The sequence below is a fragment of the Thermomicrobium roseum DSM 5159 genome (assembly GCF_000021685.1).
GTDB lineage: Bacteria > Chloroflexota > Chloroflexia > Thermomicrobiales > Thermomicrobiaceae > Thermomicrobium > Thermomicrobium roseum.
In genome coordinates, this window is the sequence record NC_011961.1 from 773201 (window position 1) to 796503 (window position 23303).

General features: G+C 65.1%; 19 protein-coding genes. 16 read left to right on the forward strand and 3 right to left on the reverse strand.

Features of this window, described 5'->3' with window-relative positions:
• Positions 1–21: 21 nt before the first annotated feature.
• Positions 22–1191, reverse strand: a complete 1170-nt coding sequence (locus TRD_RS12740) for a hypothetical protein (RefSeq protein ID WP_012642776.1) — start codon at positions 1189–1191, stop codon at positions 22–24.
• Positions 1192–1518: 327 nt separating this feature from the next.
• Here TRD_RS12740 and TRD_RS12745 point away from each other — a divergent pair, with 327 nt between their 5' ends.
• The 6 genes from TRD_RS12745 (at position 1519) to TRD_RS12770 (ending at position 11442) form a co-directional block, all read left to right on the forward strand.
• Positions 1519–3156 carry a thiamine pyrophosphate-requiring protein gene (locus TRD_RS12745; protein WP_012642532.1) on the forward strand — a complete coding sequence of 546 codons (1638 nt, stop codon included), beginning with the start codon at positions 1519–1521 and terminating at the stop codon, positions 3154–3156.
• 426 nt (positions 3157–3582) lie between these two features.
• Positions 3583–4989 (forward strand): aminomethyltransferase family protein, encoded by a 1407-nt coding sequence (locus tag TRD_RS12750; RefSeq protein ID WP_012643274.1) that lies wholly within the window; start codon positions 3583–3585, stop codon positions 4987–4989.
• Positions 4990–5037: 48 nt separating this feature from the next.
• Positions 5038–6372, forward strand: coding sequence for an ABC transporter substrate-binding protein (locus TRD_RS12755; RefSeq protein WP_041437379.1), 1335 nt, complete (start codon positions 5038–5040; stop codon positions 6370–6372).
• Between the two features lie 667 nt (positions 6373–7039).
• Positions 7040–8617, forward strand: a complete 1578-nt coding sequence (locus TRD_RS12760; RefSeq protein ID WP_012642822.1) for an APC family permease — start codon at positions 7040–7042, stop codon at positions 8615–8617.
• A gap of 9 nt (positions 8618–8626) precedes the next feature.
• Complete coding sequence (locus tag TRD_RS12765) at positions 8627–9616, forward strand: metallophosphoesterase family protein (protein WP_012642672.1); 990 nt, start codon at positions 8627–8629, stop codon at positions 9614–9616.
• 17 nt (positions 9617–9633) lie between these two features.
• Positions 9634–11442: a nitrilase-related carbon-nitrogen hydrolase gene (locus TRD_RS12770; RefSeq protein WP_012643170.1), complete on the forward strand. Its 1809-nt coding sequence runs from the start codon at positions 9634–9636 to the stop codon at positions 11440–11442.
• On the opposite strand, the gene TRD_RS12775 is transcribed toward TRD_RS12770, so the two are convergent.
• Positions 11405–11794 (reverse strand): arsenate reductase ArsC, encoded by a 390-nt coding sequence (locus tag TRD_RS12775; protein WP_052294160.1) that lies wholly within the window; start codon positions 11792–11794, stop codon positions 11405–11407. The two genes, TRD_RS12770 and TRD_RS12775, sit on opposite strands and share 38 nt — an antisense overlap.
• 196 nt (positions 11795–11990) lie before the next feature.
• Here TRD_RS12775 and TRD_RS12780 point away from each other — a divergent pair, with 196 nt between their 5' ends.
• The 9 genes from TRD_RS12780 to TRD_RS12820 all read left to right on the forward strand — a co-directional run bounded on the left by TRD_RS12780 (position 11991) and on the right by TRD_RS12820 (position 21225).
• Positions 11991–12371 (forward strand): nucleotidyltransferase domain-containing protein, encoded by a 381-nt coding sequence (locus TRD_RS12780; protein ID WP_012643252.1) that lies wholly within the window; start codon positions 11991–11993, stop codon positions 12369–12371.
• Entirely contained in the window at positions 12319–12726 is a 408-nt protein-coding gene (locus tag TRD_RS12785; RefSeq protein ID WP_052294147.1) for a HEPN domain-containing protein, read from the forward strand. The genes TRD_RS12780 and TRD_RS12785 overlap by 53 nt, the downstream gene beginning before the upstream one ends.
• Positions 12727–13159: 433 nt before the next feature.
• Positions 13160–14134, forward strand: a complete 975-nt coding sequence (cofD, locus tag TRD_RS12790) for a 2-phospho-L-lactate transferase (RefSeq protein WP_012642717.1) — start codon at positions 13160–13162, stop codon at positions 14132–14134.
• Entirely contained in the window at positions 14134–14736 is a 603-nt protein-coding gene (gene cofC / locus TRD_RS12795) for a 2-phospho-L-lactate guanylyltransferase (RefSeq protein ID WP_012642646.1), read from the forward strand. Before cofD ends, cofC begins: the two co-directional genes overlap by 1 nt.
• The gene (locus TRD_RS12800; RefSeq protein ID WP_041437382.1) at positions 14733–15689 is read left to right on the forward strand and encodes a DMT family transporter; all 957 of its coding nucleotides are present in this window, start codon (positions 14733–14735) and stop codon (positions 15687–15689) included. The genes cofC and TRD_RS12800 overlap by 4 nt, the downstream gene beginning before the upstream one ends.
• A gap of 6 nt (positions 15690–15695) precedes the next feature.
• Positions 15696–16373: a nitroreductase family protein gene (locus TRD_RS12805; RefSeq protein ID WP_012643075.1), complete on the forward strand. Its 678-nt coding sequence runs from the start codon at positions 15696–15698 to the stop codon at positions 16371–16373.
• Between the two features lie 173 nt (positions 16374–16546).
• Positions 16547–17185 carry a thermonuclease family protein gene (locus TRD_RS12810; RefSeq protein ID WP_052294148.1) on the forward strand — a complete coding sequence of 213 codons (639 nt, stop codon included), beginning with the start codon at positions 16547–16549 and terminating at the stop codon, positions 17183–17185.
• 111 nt (positions 17186–17296) lie between these two features.
• Positions 17297–19066, forward strand: a complete 1770-nt coding sequence (locus TRD_RS12815) for a thiamine pyrophosphate-requiring protein (protein WP_012643308.1) — start codon at positions 17297–17299, stop codon at positions 19064–19066.
• 281 nt (positions 19067–19347) lie between these two features.
• On the forward strand, positions 19348–21225 hold the full coding sequence (locus tag TRD_RS12820) for a GNAT family N-acetyltransferase (RefSeq protein ID WP_012642421.1): 1878 nt from the start codon (positions 19348–19350) through the stop codon (positions 21223–21225).
• Here TRD_RS12820 and TRD_RS12825 read toward each other — a convergent pair.
• A complete protein-coding gene (locus TRD_RS12825) occupies positions 21219–21629 on the reverse strand; it encodes an ASCH domain-containing protein (RefSeq protein ID WP_052294149.1) in 411 nt (136 codons plus the stop codon). The two genes, TRD_RS12820 and TRD_RS12825, sit on opposite strands and share 7 nt — an antisense overlap.
• Before the next feature lie 277 nt (positions 21630–21906).
• Between TRD_RS12825 and TRD_RS12830 the strand changes: the two genes are divergently transcribed.
• The gene (locus TRD_RS12830) at positions 21907–23184 is read left to right on the forward strand and encodes an MFS transporter (protein WP_169302317.1); all 1278 of its coding nucleotides are present in this window, start codon (positions 21907–21909) and stop codon (positions 23182–23184) included.
• The last annotated feature ends 119 nt before the right edge of the window (positions 23185–23303 follow it).

Here is a 23303-nt window from a genome sequence, read left to right on the forward strand (position 1 = left end):
GTCATCCGGTCGGGAGAGACACTACTGCTCGGCCAGCCGGGTACCGAGCCACAGCGCGACGAGCGGCGGGAGCACCAGGACCGCGACGCTCACGAGCGCTGCCCACGCTGGCGCTCTGGGTGATGTGGCCCAGCCGAGACTGGCCACGAACGCCGTTGCGCCGACGACGGCGAGGAACAGCACCAGCGGACGGCGCCGGAGGAACGCGGCGAGCGAGAACCGCGGTGGTCGATCGCTTCCCGCCGCGAAGGCGCGGAGCGACACGCGTACGTGGTAGGCAAGCCAGGCCACGCTGAGGATCACCGCGCACAGCAGAGCGGCGAGTAACCCAGCCAGACCGACGAGTGCGCCGTCCATGGTCGGAAAGAGTGGCAGCCCAAGTGTTACTACCAGGACCAGTGTCACTACCGCGACGACAGCAGTGACTGTCAGGTCGACTCCCCGGACGTCCAGACGCTCCAGCTCCCAGGCCAGCTGCACACCCTCAGCAAGCGCACCCTCCATCTCCGGCACCAGCGACGGCGGCTCGATCGGCTCGACGCGCGCATTCCACCGTTCGGCGAGCAGGAGGGCCTGGCGGCGGACAGCACGCGACCAGAAGTCCCGAGCGAGCGGCCAGCGTGACGGGGGATACACGCGGTAGAGCGCGGTCATCGTCCTTCCGTCGTTGTCCAGCAGCAGCGCGAGCGCCCCGCGGACCACGAGCAGTGAGGACCACATGCTCTGCTCGTCGATGACCGTCGGCTCGATGACGATCCAGCCACCGTTCACGGCTCGCGCGCCTCTCTGCTCGGCGAGCCACCGTTCTACCTGCATGGCGAGGCTCTCGGTCCTGTCGTCGGAACGGAAGCGCAGCGCGACTCGCCAGGGGCGTGGGACGGCGCTCGTGCTGCCCCCAGCGATGAGCTGACGGATCGCCAACCCGAACGGGATCACGAGGGCGCTGACGACCCAGATGAAGAGGAAGAGCATGCCGAGGTCGGCGTACCGGTCACCCTGGTCGAGGCGTTGCGCGTTGACAGCGGCGAAGGAGAGGAAGGCGACGAGGGCGAGGACGACATGCCCCCAAGCCAGCAACCCCCGCACCGCGATCGCTCGCCAGCGGGGTACGAAGAGTAATACCCCGGCGAGTGGCGGGACCAGGATGATCAGGGCAGCCAAGACCCGTTCTCGGCGAGGCCGTCGCTCCACTGAGCGCTCCCCCGTAACAGGGTTTCCGTCGTCAGGAATCCTCTCATTCGCCAGAATCTATCGTAACGGGAGCGAGACCTGGCGTGCCTGGCGCGCTGCCTCGAGATGTTGCAGTCATCTGACGTTTGCGCGGGTGCCAGTCCATCCAAAGTCCCTGCCGACAGCTAGACGCGACCGTGTTAGACTCCACCGGGGGACGGTGGGGCCTAAAGATGGTCCGTACCCCGGCTGCTGAGCGATCGGCATCGCCATTGTCGCCCCGAACCCGTCTCGCCCCTCCACGCGGTGCATTGTCCGGACGACGGGAGAGAGCCGAAGGAGGCTAGCGTGCGTGTCGCGGACGTAGTTGCTGAGATCCTGAAGCGCGAGGGAGTCGACCTCATCATCGGCTATCCGGTCAACGACGTGCTGGAGGCAGCTGCCCGCGCCGATATCCGCACCGTGATCGTCCGTCAAGAGCGCGTCGGTATTCACATGGCTGACGCCATGAGCCGCGTCACCTCCGGCCAACGCATCGGCGTCTTCGCGATGCAGCATGGCCCAGGCACCGAGAACGCCTTCGGTGCAGTGGCACAAGCCTATGCGGACAGCGTGCCCGTCCTCATCCTCCCCGAAGGCTACCCGCGCCCGATCCAGAACCTCCCACCCAACTTCAGCGCCCTCCTCAATTACCGCGAAATCGCCAAATGGGTCGAGCAAGTGGTGCTCCCCGGCGAGGTACCCAATGCACTGCGACGTGCGTGGACCCAACTCAAGAACGGTCGTCCCCGGCCAGTCGTGATCGAACTCCCCCGGGACCTCGTCCAGGAAGAGTTCGCCGGGCCGCTCGACTATCGCCCCGCTCCGCGTGTCCGCATCGCCCCCGACCCAGTCGCGGTCGATGAGGTTGCCGCCGTGCTCCTCGCTGCTCGGCGCCCCGTCATCTATGCCGGTCAGGGTGTGCACTATGCCCAGGCGTGGGAAGAACTCCGGGCATTGGCTGAGCTCTTGGAGGCGCCGGTCTGCACGAGCCTGCAGGGAAAGAGTGCCTTCCCGGAAGATCATCCGCTCGCGCTCGGTGCCGGCGGGCGCGCCTACCCCGCCACCGTTGCCCACTTCTTGCGCGAGGCCGACGTCATCTTCGGTATCGGGTGCAGCTTCACCAGGACCAACTACGGTGTGCGTATCCCCTACGAGGGCAAGACGATCATCCATGCCACGCTCGATCCAGCCGATCTCAACAAGGATGTGCCCATCTCCCATGCGCTCCTCGGCGATGCCAAGCTCACGCTCGCCGCGCTCTACGAGGCCGTCAGCGAACGCTTGGGCGGTAAGCCGCGTGGGCGCTTGCCAGAAGTCGTGGCCGAGATCCGGCGTGTCCGTGACGCGTGGCTCGCCCAGTGGATGCCGAAACTCACCTCTGACGAGGTGCCGCTCACCCCATATCGCGTCATCTGGGAACTGATGCACACGCTCGATATCGACCGGACCATCATCACCCACGATGCCGGGAGTCCACGTGACCAGCTTTCGCCGTTCTGGGTCAGCAAGCGACCGCTCACCTACCTGGGTTGGGGGAAGTCGACCCAGCTCGGGTATGGACTCGGCCTCGCCATGGGCGCCAAGCTGGCTCGCCCGGACATGCTCTGCATCAACGTCTGGGGCGATGCCGCCATTGGCATGACCGGAATGGATTTCGAAACGGCCGTGCGCGAGCGTATTCCCATTCTCTCGATCCTGTTCAACAACTTCTCGATGGCCATCGAGATCCCCGTCATGCCGGTCGCCACCGAGAAGTACCGCGCCACCGACATCAGCGGCGATTACGCTGCCTTCGCGCGGGCCATGGGTGGCTACGGCGAGCGGGTCACCGAACCGGGTCAGATCGTTCCGGCAATCCAGCGAGCCCTGCGGGCAGTCGAGGACGGCACGCCTGCGCTCCTGGAATTCATCACGGGGAAAGAGCTGGCCATCTCGACACCGTAGGCCCGCGCGACCAGCGCGCATCCGAGACGCCCTGGCAGGCGGAGCCAGGGCGTCCGTTCTTCGGAATTGGCCAGTCTATCGTGCCGGCGCACCGAACTGACTCGAGTCGCTCCATTAGCCAGCCTGCTCGAACGCTCACTCTCCGGCTTCGACCGAACGCCCACATCGCTCGATCACCGCGATGCACGGCTTAGCGAGGCAACGACTTCGATGATGCCGGTATCCGTGTCGGGACACTTCCTGCCCGAGTTGTCTACGAACTCGCAACGCTCGCATGTGCTGTTCGCGATATCCGAACGGCAAGGTTGACGACTGAACTTCGCTCTTCGTAAAGTGAATCCTGAAGCGACTCGTCGGGCGGCGAACTCCTCATCCTGAGCACCAGCTCGACCTGCACGCAGGGTGAGGAGCGGAGGGAACGCACTCATGACTCGGGGCGAACCGCGGAGTCTCCAAGACCTGCTCGACCGTATCCCGAATGTTGTCGATCACCTTTACAACCAGCCACTGACACTCTTGGGCACGTTCCCCGACTTGCCACCCGAGTTCACGAACTGGCGTGACGAGCAACACGCCTGGCGCGAATCGGTCGCGCTGTTCGATCAGTCGTATCACATGACCAATCTGTACTTGAGCGGCCCTGGGGCACTGCGCGTGCTCGAACGGATCGGAGTCAACACATTCCGCAACTTTCGGCCTGGCCAAGCGAAGCAGCTCGTCGCCTGCAGTCCCGAGGGATTCCTGATCGGCGACGGTATTCTCTTCTTCCTGCCTGATGGTCGCTTCAAGCTGGTCTCTCGCCCCGGCATCACCAATTGGGTTCACTATCATGCGGAGACGAGCGGCGAGGACGTGGTGATCGAAAAGGACGCTTGGTCGGTGATCGACCCCGATCGGCCCCGGACGGTCTACCGTTTCGAGGTCCAGGGACCACAGGCTATGCCACTCCTGGAGGAACTCAATGGTGGCCCCTTGCCCGCGGTGAAGTATTTCCGGCTCGGGGAGATGACGATCGCTGGTCGTCGCGTGCTCTTTCTCCGCCACGGTATGGCTGGCACACCCGGTGCTGAACTCTTCGGGCCCTGGGAAGATCGGGAAATCGTGCGCACGGCGATCATCGAGGCCGGGCAGAGGTACGGCTTGCGACGAGTCGGTTCCAAGGCGTACATCACCAGCGGAATTGAAGGTGTTGGCTGGATTCCCTCCCCGGTACCCGCGATCTATACCAGCCCCACTCTCCGTTCGTACCGTGAGTGGTTACCGGCGACCAGTGAAGAAGCGATCGGCTCGATCGGCGGGAGTTTCTACTCGCCGAACATCGAGGATTACTACTTCACACCCTGGGATCTGGGTTACGGTCACCTGATCAAGTTCGATCACGATTTCATCGGCCGCCAAGCGCTCGAAAGTATGGCCGATCAACCTCACCGCGTCAAAGTCACACTGGTCTGGGACGGTGACGACGTCACCCAGACGATCCGCACCATGTTCAGCGCACCGCCCGGCCGACGCGCCAAGTTCATCGACTGGCCGCTGCCCCGTTATGCTCTCTGGCAATACGATGCCGTCATGAACGAGCGCGGCGAGCGGATCGGTGTCTCGACTACCTGCGGGTACAGCTCCAACTTTTCGGCCTTTCTCTCGCTCGCGGTCCTCGACCCAGCCTATAGCCAGCCGGGTACCCGTGTCACGATTCTCTGGGGCGAGCGGAATGGTGGTTCGCAGAAGCCGCTCGTCGAGCGTCATCTCCAGACGGAGATCCGTGCGACCGTCGCACCGGTTCCGTTCGCTGACCACGCCCGTCAGTACCTGCTGGCTGCGCGTGGTCACTGAGTTCGGGAGCAGTTCGTGATCGTGTTGCGGTACGTGAGGAGGGTTTCGATGGAACGGTTGGATCGACGCGCATTCTTGCGACGCGTACTCGGTGTAGCTGGCGTCTCGGCGCTCATGGCCGCTTGCGCTGGCGGTGGCGGCGCGACCCCCACGCCGACCCAGGCTCCGGCCGCTACCCCGACCGCCGCACCAGCGCCCACACCCACTTCAGCCGCCACGCCGACGGCAGCAGCGGCAGCGACACCGACGGCAGCCGCCACGGTCAGTCGCGAGCCGATTCGGATCGGTATCTTACTCACGCTCTCCGGCCCAGCCAGCCCGAACGGCGAGGCTAACCAGCGTGGCTTGCGCCTCGCCTTCGAGGAAGCCGGCCAAGCGATCGCCGGACGCCCCTTCGAGCTCACCATCGAGGACTCGGCTGGACAGCCAGATCAAGCCTTGGCCAAGGCGCGCCAACTCATCGAACAGCGCCGGGTTCACCTCTTGCTCGGCATCACGCTCAGCAACGAGGCCGCAGCCCTGCGCGACTATCTCCACCAGAACCAGATCCCGACCATCGTCACTAACGCCGCACTCCAGGCACTGACGCGCGATCCCAAGATGCGAAGCCCGTACATCTTCCGCATTTCCTACGCCAATGGGCAATACGACGCTCCGGTTGCCGACTACGCCTACAACAAGCTGGGCTACAAGCGGATGATGGGCTTCGCCGCCGATTACGCCGCAGGCAAGGAAGAACTTGCCGCCTTCAAGGCTCGTTTCACCAAGGCCGGCGGCACGTGGGTCGACGAGATCTACTCACCGATGGGAACGCAGGACTTCGGTCCCTATCTCCAGCGCATCCAGCAACAGGCCGGCAACATCGATGCCGTGTTCCAGTTCCACGGCCTCAGCAGCGATGCTATCCGCCTCGTCGTGCAATACGAGGAGTTCGGTCTCAAGGACCAGATTCCCCTGATCGCTTCCGGTGCCACGACCGATGATTCGATTCTTCCCGAGATGGGCGATGCGGCCGTCGGCCTGGTGAGCGGTACAGTCTACACCGCATCGATCGATCGCCCTGAGAACAAGAAGTTCGTCGAGACGTTCCGCCAGAAGTACAACCGCGTACCAGGACAAGTCGATTATCTGGGCTACTTGGGCGGACTCGTCGCGCGAGCGGCGATCGAAGAAGTGAAGGGTAACGTGGAAGACAAGCAGGCCCTGATCCAGGCTATCAAGGGTGTCCGCATTCAAGGGCCAGCCGGCGAGTTCCACATCCATCCGGAGTCGCAGGGTCCTATCCACAATATCTACATTTGCCGCGTCGCCAAGCGCGGAGACGGCACATTCTACAACGAGATCCTCGAGACGATCCCGAACGTCGATGACCTCTCGTTCTGATATGAACTCTGCCAATCGTGTGGGCGAGGAGCCGGGAGATGCCTGGCTCCTCGTCGCTTCTCTCGTCCCGGCCCCGGAGCGACGAGCGCTCTCTACGATGGCAAGATTGTTTACCAGTATGGTGTCGGAAGAAGGCATGACACGGTCGCCGCGGGACCCTACCCTTTACTTGTCAGAATAGTTCTCCAGGAATCAGAAAACTCCCCTCGCGCTCGTCCATCCCGGCCGTCTTCGTAGCCAGCCCGTCGCGGATGCAAAAGGCAGCAAAATGGAAACCAGAAACGAGTCCCTACCCGAGAGGGTACCTCGCCGAGCCACACCGGTTCTCGTGCCCACCGGCTGCCGCACGAGAGCACCCACCCAGATGGATATGCTGCGGCCAGAGCCTTCCCCGAAACGGATCCTCTCCAGTCCAGTCACTGGATGAAGGGAAACAGTCATCGCTTGACCCCGCGTACCTTGCCTCGCGGCCGCAGCCCATTCCGTGCCTGACCAGCGCCATCCTTACCCGCATCTGCTCGATCCTGGTCGCACTGTGCGGCGCCAAGCCTACCTGATGTACCCATTGCGCCTATTTTCACCGTGCGCTATGCTCAGGATCGGCTGCTGTGATCTTTTCGGCAGCCGGTCGTTCCAGAAATGACGAAAGGAAAGGATACTTTCGGCCATGTCAGCACGACTCTTCGTGCGCCAATCGTCTGGACTGGTCCGGAGCATCTCCGCAGTCGATGCCTTCGTCGGCAATCTCTTGATCATCAATCTCGTCATCACGGCCACCCAGATCGTCCTCATGCCCTGGCTCTTCCCGGGCCTGAACCTGCCGCTCTCGGTCCTCATCACGGCTCCGCTCGTCCTCTTCCCCGGCACCGTCTACTTGCTCTACGGTCTCGCCATGCCACGGTCCGGCGGAGATTATGTCTACATCAGTCGGACGTTGCATCCGGCGCTCGGCTTCGCTGCGAACTGCTCCGTCGTGCTCTGGAACATGTCCTGGATGGGAGCCTACGCGAACTGGGTCACGACCCAGGGAATCGCGGCAAGCCTCTCGATCACCGGGACACTCTTCGGCAATACGGCCCTCACGCAGCTGGCCGACCGTTTGGCGACGCCGTGGAGCACGCTCCTGATCGGCACCGTGGTCAACGTTCTGCTCGCCGCCGTGCTGGTCAGTGGCTTGCGCCGCGCCCTGCTCGTCCAACGCACACTCTTCCTGGTCGCGTTCCTCTCACTCGCCTTGGGAGTGCTCGTCGTCGCGCTCGCTTCCCACGCCGAATTCCTCGCGCACGCCCAGCGATTCTTCGATCCCGCTGCACTCCAGCAGTCGGCTCAGCAGGCTGGGCTGGAACTCCCGGCTTCCTGGAACGACCTCCGGCAGACGCTCTACGCGACCGGTCTCAATGCACTGGCGCTGCTCTTCATGTGGTTCGTCCAATATGCTGGTGGCGAGATCCAGAACGTGCGGCGAACCCTGCCGCGGGCTGTCCTCGGTTCGCTGGCCGCCGGCACTGCCATGATCACGCTCATGGCCTGGGCAGCCGCCAAGACCTTCGGCCCCGATTTCCTCGCCGCCTTCAACCACGTCTTCGCGAACGCTCCAGATGCCTACCCCTTCACGGTACCACCCAGTTGGCAGTTGCTCCAGAGCCTCCTCACCGACAACCCGGTTCTCGTCTGGCTCATGGCCCTCGCCTTCATCGCCTGGCCGATGGCGGCCATCATCATGAACCATCTCGCCAACAGCCGCTGCATGTTCGCCTGGGCCTTCGACCGCTTGCTTCCGGAGAAGCTGGCTGAGGTGAACGAGCGGACGGGAAGCCCGGTGGTCGCGATCCTGTTGAGCGCGATCGGTGCGGAACTGTTCCTGATCGTCTTTACCTTCTGGGGCAATACGGCCACCTTCTTCGGCGGGAGCACGCTCGGGTATCTCCTCGCTTTCGGTACGACTGCGCTGGCTGGCCTGCTCTGGCCCCTGCTGCGGCCCGATTCGTTCCGCCGGTCGCCTGCGGCCGTCCAGCTCTTCGGCCTGCCGCTGATCCAGATCGCTGGAGCTGGGACACTCCTCTACTTCGCCTTCCTCTTCTGGGCCTTCCTCACCAACCCGGCTTTCGGCCTGGCACGGCTCGGTCTGGTCGGCTTCGCGCTCTACTGGCTGGTTGGGCTCGGTATCTTCGTGATCGCCTGGCAAGTTCGCCGTGCCCAGGGCATCGATCTCTCTCTGGTCTACCGTGAAGTACCGGCGGAGTGAGGGGCAGTGATGCGCTGGTTCCGCCGCTCCTCGCCATCGTCGACACGATTCCGTCTGCTCTACGCGACCGACCTGCACGGCGCTGATCGCGTCTTCCGCAAGCTCGTGAACGCGGCACTGACGTACGAGGCCGATGCAGTGGTGATCGGCGGTGACCTCACGGGCAAAGTGCTCGTTCCGCTAATCCACCAACCCGACGGCTCCTGGCTTCTCACGTTCTATGGCGAGACACGTCACCTCACGACCGACAGCGAAGCGGACGAGGTCGCAGCAGAACTCGCAGACACCGGTCACTATGTCCTCCGGTGCGCTGCAGCGCTCGTCGTCGATCTGGAAGCTGAGCCGACCCGTCGCGACACGGTCTTTCTCGAGCTGATGCGCGAGCGGCTCGTTGCCTGGGCAGCCCTCGTACGCGAACGGCTCGCCCCACACGGTATCCGCTTCTACTGGAACTGCGGCAATGACGATCCGATCGAGCTGGATGCGTACCTCCGCGACCTCCCTGGCGTCGATTTCCTCGAAGGACGTGCTGTCCAGCTCGAGAACGGGGTTTGGCTCGCCAGCGTCGGCGCAGCGAACCTCACTCCCTGGCAATGCCCGCGCGATGTGCCCGAAGAAGAACTCGCTCGCCGCATCGACGAAGTCGTCGCCCAGATCCCATCCAGCGATCTTCCGACGGCGATCTTCAACTTCCACTGCCCGCCCTACGGTAGCGGGCTCGATCTCGCACCGCGCCTCGACGAGACGCTCAAACCCGTCGTCATCGGGGGCGTGGTGGAAACGATCCCCGTCGGAAGTACCGCGGTTCGCAGCGCTATCGAACGCTACCAGCCTCAGCTCGGCCTCCATGGCCACATTCACGAGTCACGGGGCGCGCAGCGGCTCGGCCGTACGCTCTGCCTCAATCCAGGGAGCGAGTACCAAGACGGTATCCTGCGGGCAGCAGTCATCGACTTTTCCGGACCGCTCGTGCGAAACTACGTCCTCGTGAGCGCGTGAGGCGAGGAGGACACGACATGGGTCTGCGCTACCGGGCAGCAGCGATCCAGTTCGAACCGGAACTGGGAGCCAAAGAGCAAAACGTGGAGCGCTTGCTGTCACTCTGCACCGCCGCCGCCCGGGCTGGTGCGCGCCTCCTCGTGACGCCGGAAATGGCCACCACGGGCTACTGTTGGTACGATCGTCGCGAGATCGCCCCCTTCGTCGAACCGATCCCCGGACCCACAACCGAACGCTTCGCCACCCTCGCCCGCGAGCATCACTGCTTCATCGTGCTCGGACTTCCGGAAGTCGATTCCCGTACCGGTATCTTCTACAACGCAGCAGCACTCATCGGACCTTCCGGCGTCCTCGGCGTCTACCGCAAGACACACAGCTTCATCAGCGAACCGAAGTGGGCGAAAGATGGCGATCTCGGTTTTCCCGTCTTCTCGACCGAACTCGGCCGTCTCGGGATCCTCATTTGCATGGACGCCGACTACTTCGAGCCTGCGCGTCTCCTCGCCCTCCAGGCCGCCGACGTCCTCTGTTTTCCGACCAACTGGCTCCTCGAGAAAGGTCCTGGCGCCACGTGGATCGCTCGCGCCTTCGAGAACGGCTGCTACCTCATCGCAGCCGATCGCTACGGCTGCGAGCGCGGCGTTCAGTTCTCCGGTGGATCGGCCATCATCGAGCCTGATGGCACGATCCAGGCACGACTCGACAGTGGCGACGGCTATCTCCTCGGCGAGATCGAGCTGGATCGCGCGCGACACAAGCGCTTCCCTGGTAGTCTCGCTCCCGAAAAACTGACTGCGCGCCGACCCGAGTTCTACGACACCTTGACGCTCAACGCCTACCTCTGGAATCCTCTCGAATTTCATGGGCTGTACGGTCATCGGCCGTTACCTCCCGGCCGCGCCAGCCTGATCGCTGTCGCCCAGTTCTTGCCGAAACCCGGCGATCTGGCCGCCAATCTCGCGACCATCGATCGCTCCTTGGCTGCGTTGCCCCGCGGCACCCGTCTCGCAGTCTTCCCGGAATACGCCGCGACGGGTGTTCCACACGATGCGAGCGAGGCCACAGCCTTCGCAGCGAGCGACACTGCCTCTCTCCTGCGCGCACTCCGACGCCTGGCTCGCCGACACCGGACCGCTCTCGTCGTTGGCTTCCTCGAAGCGCTACCCGGCGGCTTTGCCTCCAGTGCCGCCTTGGTCACACCGAGCGGCCTCACCGTCACCTATCGGAAAACGCACGTCATCGGTCCGGAACGGTCGTTCCTCGTGCCGGGCGACACGCCCCCACCAGTCATCGATCTGCCGCTCGGCCGACTCGGCCTGCTCATCGGCAGCGATCTCTGCTTCCCCGAGATCGCGCGCGTCCTCGCGCTCGCCGGATGCGATCTCCTCGCGGTCCCCGCTGGACCAGGCATCCCCCCGGTGCAAGCACTCGGCCCGACCAGCGTCCCCCTCCCGCCACCAGCCGTGACCGGTGACGACCCGACGCACTTCCATCTCGCGCGGGTGCGGGCATGCGAAAACATGACCGTCGTGGCCTACGCCGCACTCCCGCTCCCCGAGGGAACCGGCTGGTCGGGCCTCTTCGGCCCCGTTCCGGAATCGCGGGCCAGCGAGCGCCTCGTCGAACCGGGCCAGGCCGGCCTCTCCTGGGGGCTCCTCGACACGCGCAACGCGGCCAGCCGCTACCCCACGAACCCGCTCCGCGCCAAGGACATGCTGCGGATGCGTCAGCCCTACTGGTACGCGCCGCTCCAGCTGCCGATCGCCGCACCCGCCGAGGGCGTTACTCTCACGGCACAGACCCGCGACGCTGCTCGCGAAGCGTGACGCTGAGCCACAGACGCAGCCGTTGCGCGATCATGTCCCGCACGCGGCGGAAGAACTCCAGCTGCTCCTCCTCGCTTCCCTGGACGGCAGAGGGATCGGGAAAGGACCAGTGGATCTGCTCCCCTCCGGGGAAAACTGGGCAGCGTTCCTTCGCCTGGTCACAGACAGTGATGACGAAGTCGAACGATTGACCGAGGAACTCATCGACTCCCTTGGATCGGAGACCCTCTGTCGGGATTCCCATTTCTTCCAGGACACGGATCGTCAGCGGATGTACCGCCTTCGGCTCGGTGCCCGCCGAGTACACCTCGAACGTCTCCCCGGCCATCCAGCGCAAGAGGGCCTCCGCCATCTGCGAGCGCGCGGCGTTGTGCGTGCAGATGACGAGCACACGCTTCCGCAGGCTCTGTCCTCCCACGCCCCACCCCCTCTCCCAAGCCAGCGATCATCGACGCACATGATACGAGCCGTCCCCACGCTCGATATGACAGAATCGTGAACGACGCCCTCAGGCTGGGAAAGTATCCTCAGCGGCGAGGGATACGGAGATGTCGCCTGCCGAGACACACGTTGCGACTGACCCGATCGAAGCCTGGCTCACTGAGGCGGTCGAGCGGCTCGTCCGGGCGATCGATCCCGAGCGTATCCTCCTCTTCGGCTCCTTCGCCAAGGGACAGGCTGGTCGCCGCTCCGATATCGATTTGATCGTCGTCTGGAATACGGACCTCGGACCACTCGATCGGATCGGCCTCGTTTTGGAACTCCTCGCGGATGCTCCCCGACCGGTCGATGTACTCGTCTATACTCCAACCGAGTTCGCCGAGCGTTCCGAACTCCCTTTCCTGCGCGGGATACTGCGAGAGGCTCGTCTCCTCTATGAGCGTCGAGAAACGCCAGCGCGAGGCACACCGATGGCTGCGCCAAGCTGAGGACGACCTCGAGGCTGCCCGCGCCTTGCTCGCAGCGGCCAAGTACGCCCAAGCCTGCTTCTTCGCGCAGCAAGCAGCCGAGAAGGCGCTGAAGGGCCTCTGGCATGCCCTCGATCTCGATCCGTGGGGTCACTCGGTCTACCGACTCATCATCGAACTTCCTGCCGAACAGCGAGCAGCGCTCGATCCCTGGCGTGCGACCGCGCTGGCCCTGGACAAACTGTATCTTCCCACGCGCTACCCCGACGCGCTCGGCGAACTCGTGCCAGCTGAAGCCTATACGCGCGAGGAGGCTGAGCAGGCTCTCGAGCAGGCTGCAGCACTCCTCGAGGCTGTCCGGTCCTCCCTCCCCTGAGTCGAGTTCCCCGAGCATCACGGCTGACCCACTCGGCCGACCACCTCGCTCTTTCTGGAGAGAGCGAACTGCTACCCGATCCGGCTGACAGTCCTCATCTATTCACCAGCCACCGGCTCGCAGAGCCGAGCGCAGTATCCTGCCTGCTGGATCCCAAACGTCCTTATAATGACCCGCGCTCTGCGCCATCGTGCGGTGGTATTCCGCCCGCGAGCGCCACCCTACACGGACTTCTGCGCCGTCCTCGAATCGATGGGCTGCGGCGTCCGCCGTGACGCACCGGTGCAAGCCCCACTCAGCGCCATCAGGGAAGAGAGCCGAGTCAGAGGGAGCGTTGCCACTGTGCCCGCCCAGCCGGTAGCATCGCAGGGCGAGCCAGCGCCCGCGACACCCGGGGCGACCAGGCGACCACGTGCGGGAGAGGAGCGTTCGCGTGGAGACCGGTCCCAGCAATCCTGCTGCTTCCGTCGTCGTCCTCGCTGGCGGCGTCGGTGGCGCCAAGCTCGCGCACGGTTTCGCCCAGCTCGATCTCGGCAGCCGCCTAACCATCATCGTCAACACCGCTGACGATTTCGAACTCTACGGCCTGACCATCTGCCCCGACCTCGACACAGTGCTCTACACGCTCGCCGGCATCGCCAATCCAGTGACCGGTTGGGGCATCCTCGGCGACACGGCCAACACGCTCGCGATGATCGGGCGGTACGGCTGGCCGACCTGGTTCTGGCTCGGGGACCGCGACCTCGCGACGCACATCCTGCGGACCGAACGGCTGCGACAGGGTGCCCGCCTGACGGAGATCGCTGCCGAACTCGCCGCCGCGCTCGGTGTTACCGCTCGCATCCTGCCGATGTCCGATCAGCCTGTCCGGACGATCGTCGAGACACCTGACGGCCCTCTCCCGTTTCAGGACTATTTCGTGCGACGCCGCCAGCGAGACACGGTTCTCGCCGTCCACTTCGCTGGCATCGAGCAGGCACGCCCGACCCCGGAGGTCGAGCGCGCACTGGCCGATGCCTCGGTGATCGTCCTCGCTCCCTCCAATCCGATCGTCAGCATCGGTCCGATCCTCGCGCTGCCCGGTCTCCGTGATCGGCTCGTCGACCACCCTGCTCCGATCGTTGCAGTCAGCCCCATCATCGCCGGACGGGCGCTCAAAGGGCCGGCTGATCGGATGCTCGCCTCGCTGGGGCACGAGGTCTCGCCGGTCGGCGTCGCACGTCTCTACCAGGATTTCCTCGATGGTCTGGTCATCGATTCGGCCGATGCCGACTCAGCCCCAGCCATCGAGCAACTCGGCATCCGCCCACTCGTCACCGATGCCGTCATGCACGATGAGGCCGACCGAGCACGACTCGCCCGCGAGACGCTCGCCTTTGCCGATCAGCTTCGGAAGGGCCGCCATTGATGCAGGTCCTCGCCGTCGTTCCTGTCCAGCGCCTGGAACAGGCCAAATCGCGTCTCGCTCCCGCACTGGAACCGGCGGCGCGCCAGGCTCTCGTCCGCGAGTTGGCCGAACGGACCATCCGCATTCTCCGTTCCGTTCCCGCTGTCGCCGTGATCGGTCTCCTGACGCCCGATCCATCGCTGGCTAGCCTCGCGTCTCGGTGGGGGGTCCGCACCCTTCGCGACGCCGCTCATGGCCTCAACGATGCCGTGCGCCTCGCCCAAGCCGAAGCCTGTCGGTTGCACCTACCGGCTCTCCTGATCGTCCTGGGAGATCTGCCGTTGCTCGATCCCCACGCCATCCGGCACGCGCTCGCCCTGCTCGAGTCGCCAGGTGTTGTGCTCGCTCCCGATCGCCACGGCACCGGCACCAATCTTCTGGCGCTCGCCCCACCCGACGTCATCGCGCCGGCCTTCGGTCCGTTCAGTCGCTGGCGACATCGTCGCGCGGCTGCCGGCGCGCGATGTACGATTCGTGAGCTGTGGAGCAGGGCGCTTGTCCTGGATCTCGACACACCTGAAGATCTCGCGCTCGTCCACCGTGTCCGAGAGGGGGAACGGTGACCAGCCGAGAGCAGACTGTCACTCGATGGGGTGTTTTCGTTGTGGCACTCGGCGCCTCGCTCTGGGCAGTCGATGCACCGCTGCGCAAGCCGCTGAGCGATCTCTTGCCCGCCACCTCGATCGTGCTCGCCGAGCATCTCTTCCTTGCCCTGTACGCGCTCCCGGTGCTCGTGTGGCAGCGCCGCGCGCTCGCCCAGCTCACGCCGCGTGCCTGGCTCGCCGTCCTCGTCATCGCTTGGGGAGCCTCTGGACTGGCGACCGTCCTCTTCACTGCCGCCTTCCGCGTCGGCAACCCCACGACCGTGATCCTGCTGCAGAAGGTTCAACCGCTCATCGCCGTACTCCTGGCAGCGCTACTGCTCCGCGAACGTCTCCCGCGCCTCTATTGGCCCTGCTTCGTCACGGCACTGCTCGGAGCCTATCTCGTTTCCTTCGGGCGCTCCGCGCTGGAACCACTCTGGCTCCTTCCCCAAGAACGGGTCCTCACTGCCGCTCTCGCTCTCGGTGCTGCCGCACTCTGGGGAAGCGGTACGGTTTTGGGGCGCTATGTGCTCGGCACACTCGGCTTTCCCACGCTAGCAGCAGCCCGCTTTCTTCTCGCGCTCCCGTTTCTCGCCGGGCTCGCCGCCCTCGAGGGCACCTTTTCCCGCACGTTTACCCTCGGGCTCGCCCAGCATGCACCCCGCCTCTTCCTCATGGCGCTCGTTCCCGGTCTCCTCGCCATGTTGATCTACTACGCGGGACTCCGTCATACCCGTGCCTCCTACGCGACGCTCGCCGAACTGGCCTTCCCCGCCCTGGCGATCATCGTCAACTGGCTCACCTTGGGCGCAACGATCGATCTCGTCCAGTTCATCGGCTTCGTCGTCCTCTGGGGATCGATCACATTGCTTTCCTGGCTTCCCGCCCCCAGCACCGTCGCCGAGCCGAGTCCAGCTTCTCCCGTATCCTGAGGAGCCATGAGCCACCACGATGCCGTCCCGCCACCCCTCGTCCCGTTGCCTGATCCCGATCGGGTAGCTGGCTCGCGACCGCTCGATCTTCCTGAGATCATTCGCGGTCGCCGCTCGGTCCGCCGCCTGCGAACCGATCCCGTCGCACCGGAACTCGTCACCGCTGTCCTGGAAGCTGCCGCCTGGGCCCCCTCGCCCCACGGCACGCAACCGTGGCGCTTCGTGGTACTCACCCAACCCGAACGCAAACGCCAGCTCGCCGACGCCATGGCAACCGCCTGGCGACACCACTTGGCGATGGACGGACAGGACGAGGAAACGATCGCCCGCCGACTAGCCGGATCCCAGAGGCGACTCTGCGAGGCACCAGTCCTCATCCTGGTCTGTCTCGATCCCAGCGACCTCGACCGGTATCCGGATCCCGAGCGCCAAGCAGCCGAGCGGACCATGGCCATCCAGAGCCTCGGGGCCGCGATCCAGAATCTCCTCCTCATGGCCTACCGACTCGGCCTCGATACCGGCTGGATGTGCGCACCGCTCTTCTGTCCCGCCGTCGTCCGGGAGATCCTCGATCTTCCGCCGGTGCTCGAGCCTCAGGCACTCGTCACGCTCGGGTATGCGGCAGCCGACCCGCAGCGGCGTCCCCGCCGCCCGCTCCACCAGCTGATCGTCCGTTGGGAATGACGATGCCTCGCTGGATCGTCCTGTTGGCCCTGCTGCTCGTCGCCTGTCGCGCCGCGCCATCGACGTCTCCAACCACCCCTGCCCACCAACCGACCGGCATGCTCACGCCGGTTTCTTCGCCTCGCCTTCCGGCAACGGCCACTGCAACCCCCGCACGACCTGCCCGAGCCCCCATGACGGCCACGCCAGCGATCACCGGCGAGACGGCGCAAGTCGTCACCGTGATCGACGGCGACACTCTCACGGTGCGTACCGCGAGCGGTGAAGCAGTCGTCCGGCTCATCGGGATCGATGCCCCAGAGCGCGGTACGGCTGGACAGTCAGCCGAATGCTACTTCGAGGAAGCGACTGCCACGCTTCGGCTCCTCACCCCGCCAGGGACCATCGTCATCCTCGAGCGCGACGTGAGCGAGACCGACCGCTACGGTCGGCTCCTCCGCTACGTCTGGATCGAGCAGGACGGACGCTGGCTTCTCGTGAACGAGGAACTCGTCCGGCGTGGTGCGGCCGTTGCCCGCCGCTATCCCCCTGATGTGCGCTATGCCGACCGCCTCGAGGCGGCGCAGCGTCAGGCCCAGCACGAGCGACGCGGCCTCTGGGATGCCTGCACGGCGCCGAGCCAGTCTCCCGCACCGCTACCAGCCCCGAGCCCGCGCTCCGGCTGTGACCCCAGCTATCCCGACCTCTGTCTTCCTCCGCCGCCACCCGACCTCGATTGCCGGGATATCCCGCAGCGTCGCTTCCGCGTCCTTCCACCTGACCCTCATCGACTGGACGCCGACGGCGACGGCATCGGCTGCGAGTCTGGCTGAAGCAGGCAGACGACCAGATCGTTCCTGAATTCGGAACGTCGAGCCCTGGACGACCGCTCAGCACCGTACAATCGCCTCGCAACGAGAGCGAAACCATTCGGGAGGAAGCGCATGGCAGAAGAAGTCCGAGTCGGCCCCTCCGCCGGGCCCCGCGAGCTGCGGGAGGTCGAGATCGCCGAAGCCTATGTCGAAGCGCTCCTCGCCCATGGTGTCTCGTACCTCTTTTTGAATCCCGGCACGGACACGTTTCCCATCCAAGAAGCAGTCGCCAAGCGCCGAGCCCTCGGGCAGCCGACCGTCGAGACCGTTCTCTGCCCGTTCGAACTCCCGGCCCTCGCCGCCGCTCATGGGTACTACGCTGTGTCCGGTCGTCCGCAGGCGGTTCTCGTCCATGTCGATGTCGGCACCCAGAATCTCGGGGCCATGGTGCACAATGCCCAACGTGGACGCGCCGCTGTCCTTCTCAGCGCTGGGCGTGCCCCCTACACGACCGACCCCGCTGTGCGCGGCACCCGCGACACCTACATCCACTGGCTGCAAGAGCAACTCGACCAGCACGGCATCGTTCGCAACTACGTCAAGTGGGACTACGAACTCCGGCGACCAGACCAGATCGGGGAAGTCATCGCTCGGGCATTTCAGATCGCCGAGAGTGATCCACCGGGACCCGTCTACCTCACGCTACCCCGCGAAGTGCTCATGGAACGGGTCGATCGCGTGCTGATCCCCGATCCAAGCCGTTTCCCACCGGCACGGCTCGGTGCTGGCGACCCTGATCTCCTACGCCGGGCGGCCGAAATGCTCGTCCGGGCAGAGCGCCCGCTGGTACTCGCCGCAGCCAGCGGGCGGACCCGTGCCGGCTGGGACGGGCTGATCGCGCTGGCGGAACTCCTGGCACTGCCCGTGGTGGAATGGCGGACGCGCGCCAATTTCCCGGCCGACCATCCCCTGCACCTCGGGTACAACTACGGACTCGAGCACGGATTGAGCGAGGCCGATGTCGTTCTCGTTCTGGATCATGACGTTCCCTACATTCCCACACGCACACCGCTGTCCGAGCAGGCGACCATCATCCAGATCGACCTCGATCCGGTGAAGGAGCGTATCCCGTTGTGGAGCTTCCCAGTTGACCTCCCCATTCGGGCCGATACTGGGGCAGCGCTCCCCCTGCTCGCCGCAGCTGCCCGCGATCTGCTCACCGAGTCCGATCGCCGTCGCATCGCGGAACGCCGCGACCGGCTGGCAGCACTCTCCAACGCGCAACGTCTGGCCTGGCGCCAGCAGGCTGCCACGTACGCCTCCACTCGCCCGATCGCACTTCAGTGGCTCGGCTACTGCTTGGAAGAATTCCGGCGAGAAAATCCGGACATTCTCTTCATCGATGAAGCGATCACTAGCCAAGTTCCGCTGTTCTGCCAGGTTCGGACGACCTCCTTCGGGAGTTGGTTCCAGAGTGGCGGATCCGGCCTCGGCTGGGGGATCGGCGCAGCCATCGGTGCCAAGCTCGCTACTCCCGAGCGGCTGGTCGTCGGCCTCATCGGGGACGGCTCTTTCCTGTTCGGCGTCCCCGAAGCGAGCCTGTGGATCGCTCAACGTGCGCAGGCACCCGTCTTGCTCGTCGTTCTGAACAACGCCTGCTACAACGCGACCAAGCTTCCGCTCACCGCTGCCTATCCTGAGGGCTATTCAGTACGGACAGGCCAGTTCGTCGGCATCGACCTCACCCCAACACCACGCTTCGATCTCCTCGCTCAGGCAGTCGATGCCTACGGCGAACGCGTCGAGGAACCTGACCAAATCCTCCCCGCCCTGCGCCGGGCTGCCGCTCGTGTCCGCGAGGGTCAGTCCGCAGTCCTCGACGTGATCTTGGCCCGACCCTGATCGCGTCGCTGGCTTGCTCGCCAACAGGCTGCAAGACACGATCTGCTCGCGACGAGAACGTTTCGGTGCACGGCCCTTGGTGGGCAGCCGGGTGACTCACCTCCGGCCGTGTGCCGGTTTCGCGGCAGGAGCGAGCGACCGATCGTCTCGCTGTCTCACGATACGAGCGCGCGAGCCAGCCTCGTCACGGCGCAAGCGTACGCTCCCACGTGACAATGCCTGAGTCGTGCCGCATACTCGCGCAGCGAAGAGTCGACCCGAGAGAGCATGGAGGCTCGCTCATGATCCCTGGCGAGGTTCGCGTCATCGCACCGATCATCGAACGCTGGCGTTATCGCTGGTTCGGGCGCCTCGCGGTCAGCGACGGCACCCACGAGCTCGTCCTTCCCATGACTGGCAGCGTCGCCCAATGGTTTCAGCCTGACGAGCGCGTGCTCCTCGCTCTCGCCAGCGACGCCTCCCATCCTCCCGACTTCCAGGACTTCCAACTCTGGCGTCCAGTCGAGCACGGCCTTCTTCCAGTTTGGCCACTTTGGCAAGAGGAGGTGAGATACGAGCGTCGCTCGCCGCTCACTGGTGCACCGCTCGCCACCTACCGTCTCCTCTTTCGCGAGGCAGCACGGGAGACCGATTTTCTCGCCATCGTGGAACTGGAGCAATCGCACTATGCGAGCGAGCATGAGAAAGTCGCCCGCTGGACCTGTCCGGAAGACGGGTCGATACTCGATGCCAATACCCGCCCACTCTGCCCCGCCTGTCACCGACCGATGCGCTTCAGCGAAATCCTCGGTTCCACACGGGCAAGCCGTTTTCTCGTCGCCGAACTCCTCGATCGCCAATCGTACGAGCCAGCCATCGTCGGCTACGTACGCATCGATCCACCATTACCGATCATGCACCGGCGCCTGCCGGACGGAACGCTCGTCCGGCATATCCGACGTCTCGTCTTCCCGGCCGATTGGTTGGAGCCGACCTACTGGCCAGAACGACATGTTCGCCTTCTGCGGGAGCGAGAGCCCTACCGAGATCCTGATGAACTTTGGGCGCTCGCCGAAGAGCAGGCACTCGCGCAATGCGATACCCAAGCGGCACGGATCGCCCGTGTGGTGATCCATCCGGATTATCGCGGTGAAGGGCTCGGTCACACCCTCGTGTCGACAGCGCTTCGTTGGATCAGCGAACGGCGTATCCCAGAGATGCGCCGTCCCAAGGTGCTCGTCGAGACAGTGGCCATGATGGCCCGCTATAACCCCTTCTTCGAGCGAGCCGGCTTCCGATATCTCTGGGACACCGCGTCGGGGCGCCCAGTTCTCTTTTTCGGACTCACACCGGATGCACAGGCACGCATCGAACAGTTCATCGCGACTGATCCGGTCGCTCGCCAGCACCGCGGACAACTCTATCGACCAGCACTCCGCACTGCCGAATCACTCGCTGCCCCGATCCGGTTCCATCACGTGCGCAAGGTGTACCGGCGGACGCTCGATCTCCACCACCTCGCACCGGAACTCCAGGCAGTCCTCCGCGCTTTCGGTGTCGAGCGTCGCGTCATCGAAACCGTTGTCCTGCGCCGGCTCGACTTGACCATCGAGCCTGGTGAATTGATCGTCCTGGTCGGCGCGTCCGGCACTGGCAAGACCACGCTGCTCCGTCTGCTTTGGGGCGCCGCCAGCGGGAAACGCAGTCCACGCTTTACACCGGACGGAGGACGTATCGAGCTCCCCGTCAACACGACCGCTGCCGCGTTTCTGCCCGGCGAAGTCGAGCCAGCATGGGGACGCGAACCGCTGTTGCAGCGGATCGTCGCCGCAACCGGCGATGCAGTCGCGGCGATGGAACTCCTCAATGCGGTCGGTCTCAGTGACGCCGTGCTCTGGCGCGCACGTCCTCACGAACTCTCGACTGGTCAACGGGAACGGGCTCGCCTCGCTCTTTTGCTCGCCGAGAGCCCCAATCTGGTGTTGCTCGACGAGTTTGCCGCTCACCTCGATCCAGCGCTCGCCGGACGCGTCGCGCGCAAGGTCGGGACACTTCTCCGCCGCCTCGCGATCACCGCGGTCATCGCCACCCACCGGCCGGAAGTCGTCAGCGCGCTTCAGCCAGACCGCCTCCTGGTCGTCGGCTATGGCGGCGTGGTCGAGGCCTCGTCTCCTCAGTGATCCCGGCGACGCACTTGCCGCCGGACCACCCAGATCCGCGGACCACCCGCCCGCTCCACCTCGTACGGCTCGGCGAACTCTTCCGCTTCTTCCAGTTCCCAGGCCCAGAGTGGGCGCTCCTGGGCATATTCCCGCAGGAACGCTTCCGGCGCCAGATGCCGCTCGATTTCCTCCAGGAGTTCCTCGACCGTGAACGGTCCTAGCACCCGCGTCAAGCGCACTGCGCCGATCAATCCGCGCTGGCTCACGATCCCGATGCGCCCGCGTACCCGCGTCGGGTAGCGCCGGATCTCCCACGTCTTCCGCCCCTGCACGATGTAGGACGCCCAGGGTTCGCGCACGACGAGCGAGCGTTCCGGTATCCGCTCTTCCCACTGGTCACGTTCTTCTCGCTCTCTCGTCATCACCCTCGACCTCTCGTCGGAAACGCATGAGAACTAGTCTACTCCGCTGGCCGGTATGGCAAACCTCTTCCCACGCCGTTACGCCATCGCTCCCTGGTTCGACTTTGCAGTGTCGACTCGACTCGCACCAGACGCGAGTGACCTCGCAGTACCGCTCCGACCAGTCGAGGTACAGCGCGGCTCGGCACGTTTCCTGAGCATCTTCCCGGCACACCGGAGATCACACTTGCCCGAGCATCCTCGATGGAGTAGTGTGCAGCAGGAGTGCAGTCTCGTGATGCAGCCTTCCAGGACCGAGCAGTCTACTCCGATACGCCAGCTCCCAACGCGTGCCATCTCGCCAGGACATGTCCTCATCGCGAACTGGCTCGCCTACGCGACGCTCTACTTTCCCCGTCTCGCCTTCGCTGCCAGCAAGCTCGGCCTCCTCGCCGATCCTTCCCTCTCGCTCACCCGGAGCTTCCTCGGCGTGGCCGATGCCTCGTTCCTGACGGTCTACGCAGCCGGCCAGTTCGTCTCCGGAACGCTGGCCGAGCGTATCGGGCCACGTCGCCTCGTCGTCCTCGGCCTGTTCAGCGCCGGATTGGCCGCCGGCGCACTCGCCCTCGCGCCTGAGCCATGGTTCCTCCTCGCTGTCATCGTGCTGCAAGGAGCGGCGCAATCGACCGGCTGGGTGGCGGTGTGCAGCGACGTCGCGCGCTCGACCCCAGTCGAGCGCCGCGGCACTGTATTCGGCCTCCTGAGCACCAGCTACGCGTTCGGAGCGCTCGCCGCACCCGTCTTCTTGGGTTGGATCGCCTATTCGCTCATCGGCAACTGGCGAGCCGCACCAGCCGCGAGCACCCTGCTCGCCGTCACTGTCGCTGCTCTCTACGGATGGTGGCTCGCGGCTCGGCAACAGCCTCCAGGACAACCGGGTCAGCAGCGCGACTCGGCGAGCGCGGATCCTCGACGACGAGTCGTTCGTAACCCAACGGTGTGGATGCTCAGTCTCGCTGATTTTCTTTTCAAGCCCGTCATTTACGCCACCGTCTTTTGGACACCGGTCCTCGTGCGCGATGCGCTGCCCCAGCTCACGCCCACTGCCGCTACCGCCCTCGCTGGACTCCTGGGCCTCGCGGGGCTGGCCGGGCCGGTCGTTGCCGGGACGCTGTCCGACCGCTTCTTTGCGGCCCGCCGTCTGCTCCCGGCGTCCCTCGCGCTGTTCGGATGCGCTGTCACCCTCAGCCTTTTCCCGCTCGCCGCTAGCACTGGCCACTGGTGGCTCGTCGCGATCGACCTGCTGGTGCTCGGCGTCACCCTCTATGCTGCCGAGTCGCTCGTCGTCGGGGTCGCCGCGGCAGAAGCTGGCGGCCGCGATGCTGCCGTGACCGTCGGTATCGTCAACGGTGTCGGTTCGGTCGGAGGGATTCTCGGTGGCCTCGTTCCTGGCCTCCTGATCGGCACTCCGCTGTTTCTCGCCCTCGCGGCCATGACTCTGGTCGCGTGGTTCCTGCTCCTCCCACTCGCCCGCCGGGAAAGGGTGAAATCGCTTGCGAGCTTCGAGCCGCGCTGACATCCAGCACGGCGGACGGGTCATGGCGAGGGTTCGCGACATCCGATCTCCCGCTCCCAGGCATCGTGGCACACAGCACGCGAGGACGCTCGGAGGCAGCTCACCCGCGCCGTCGACGC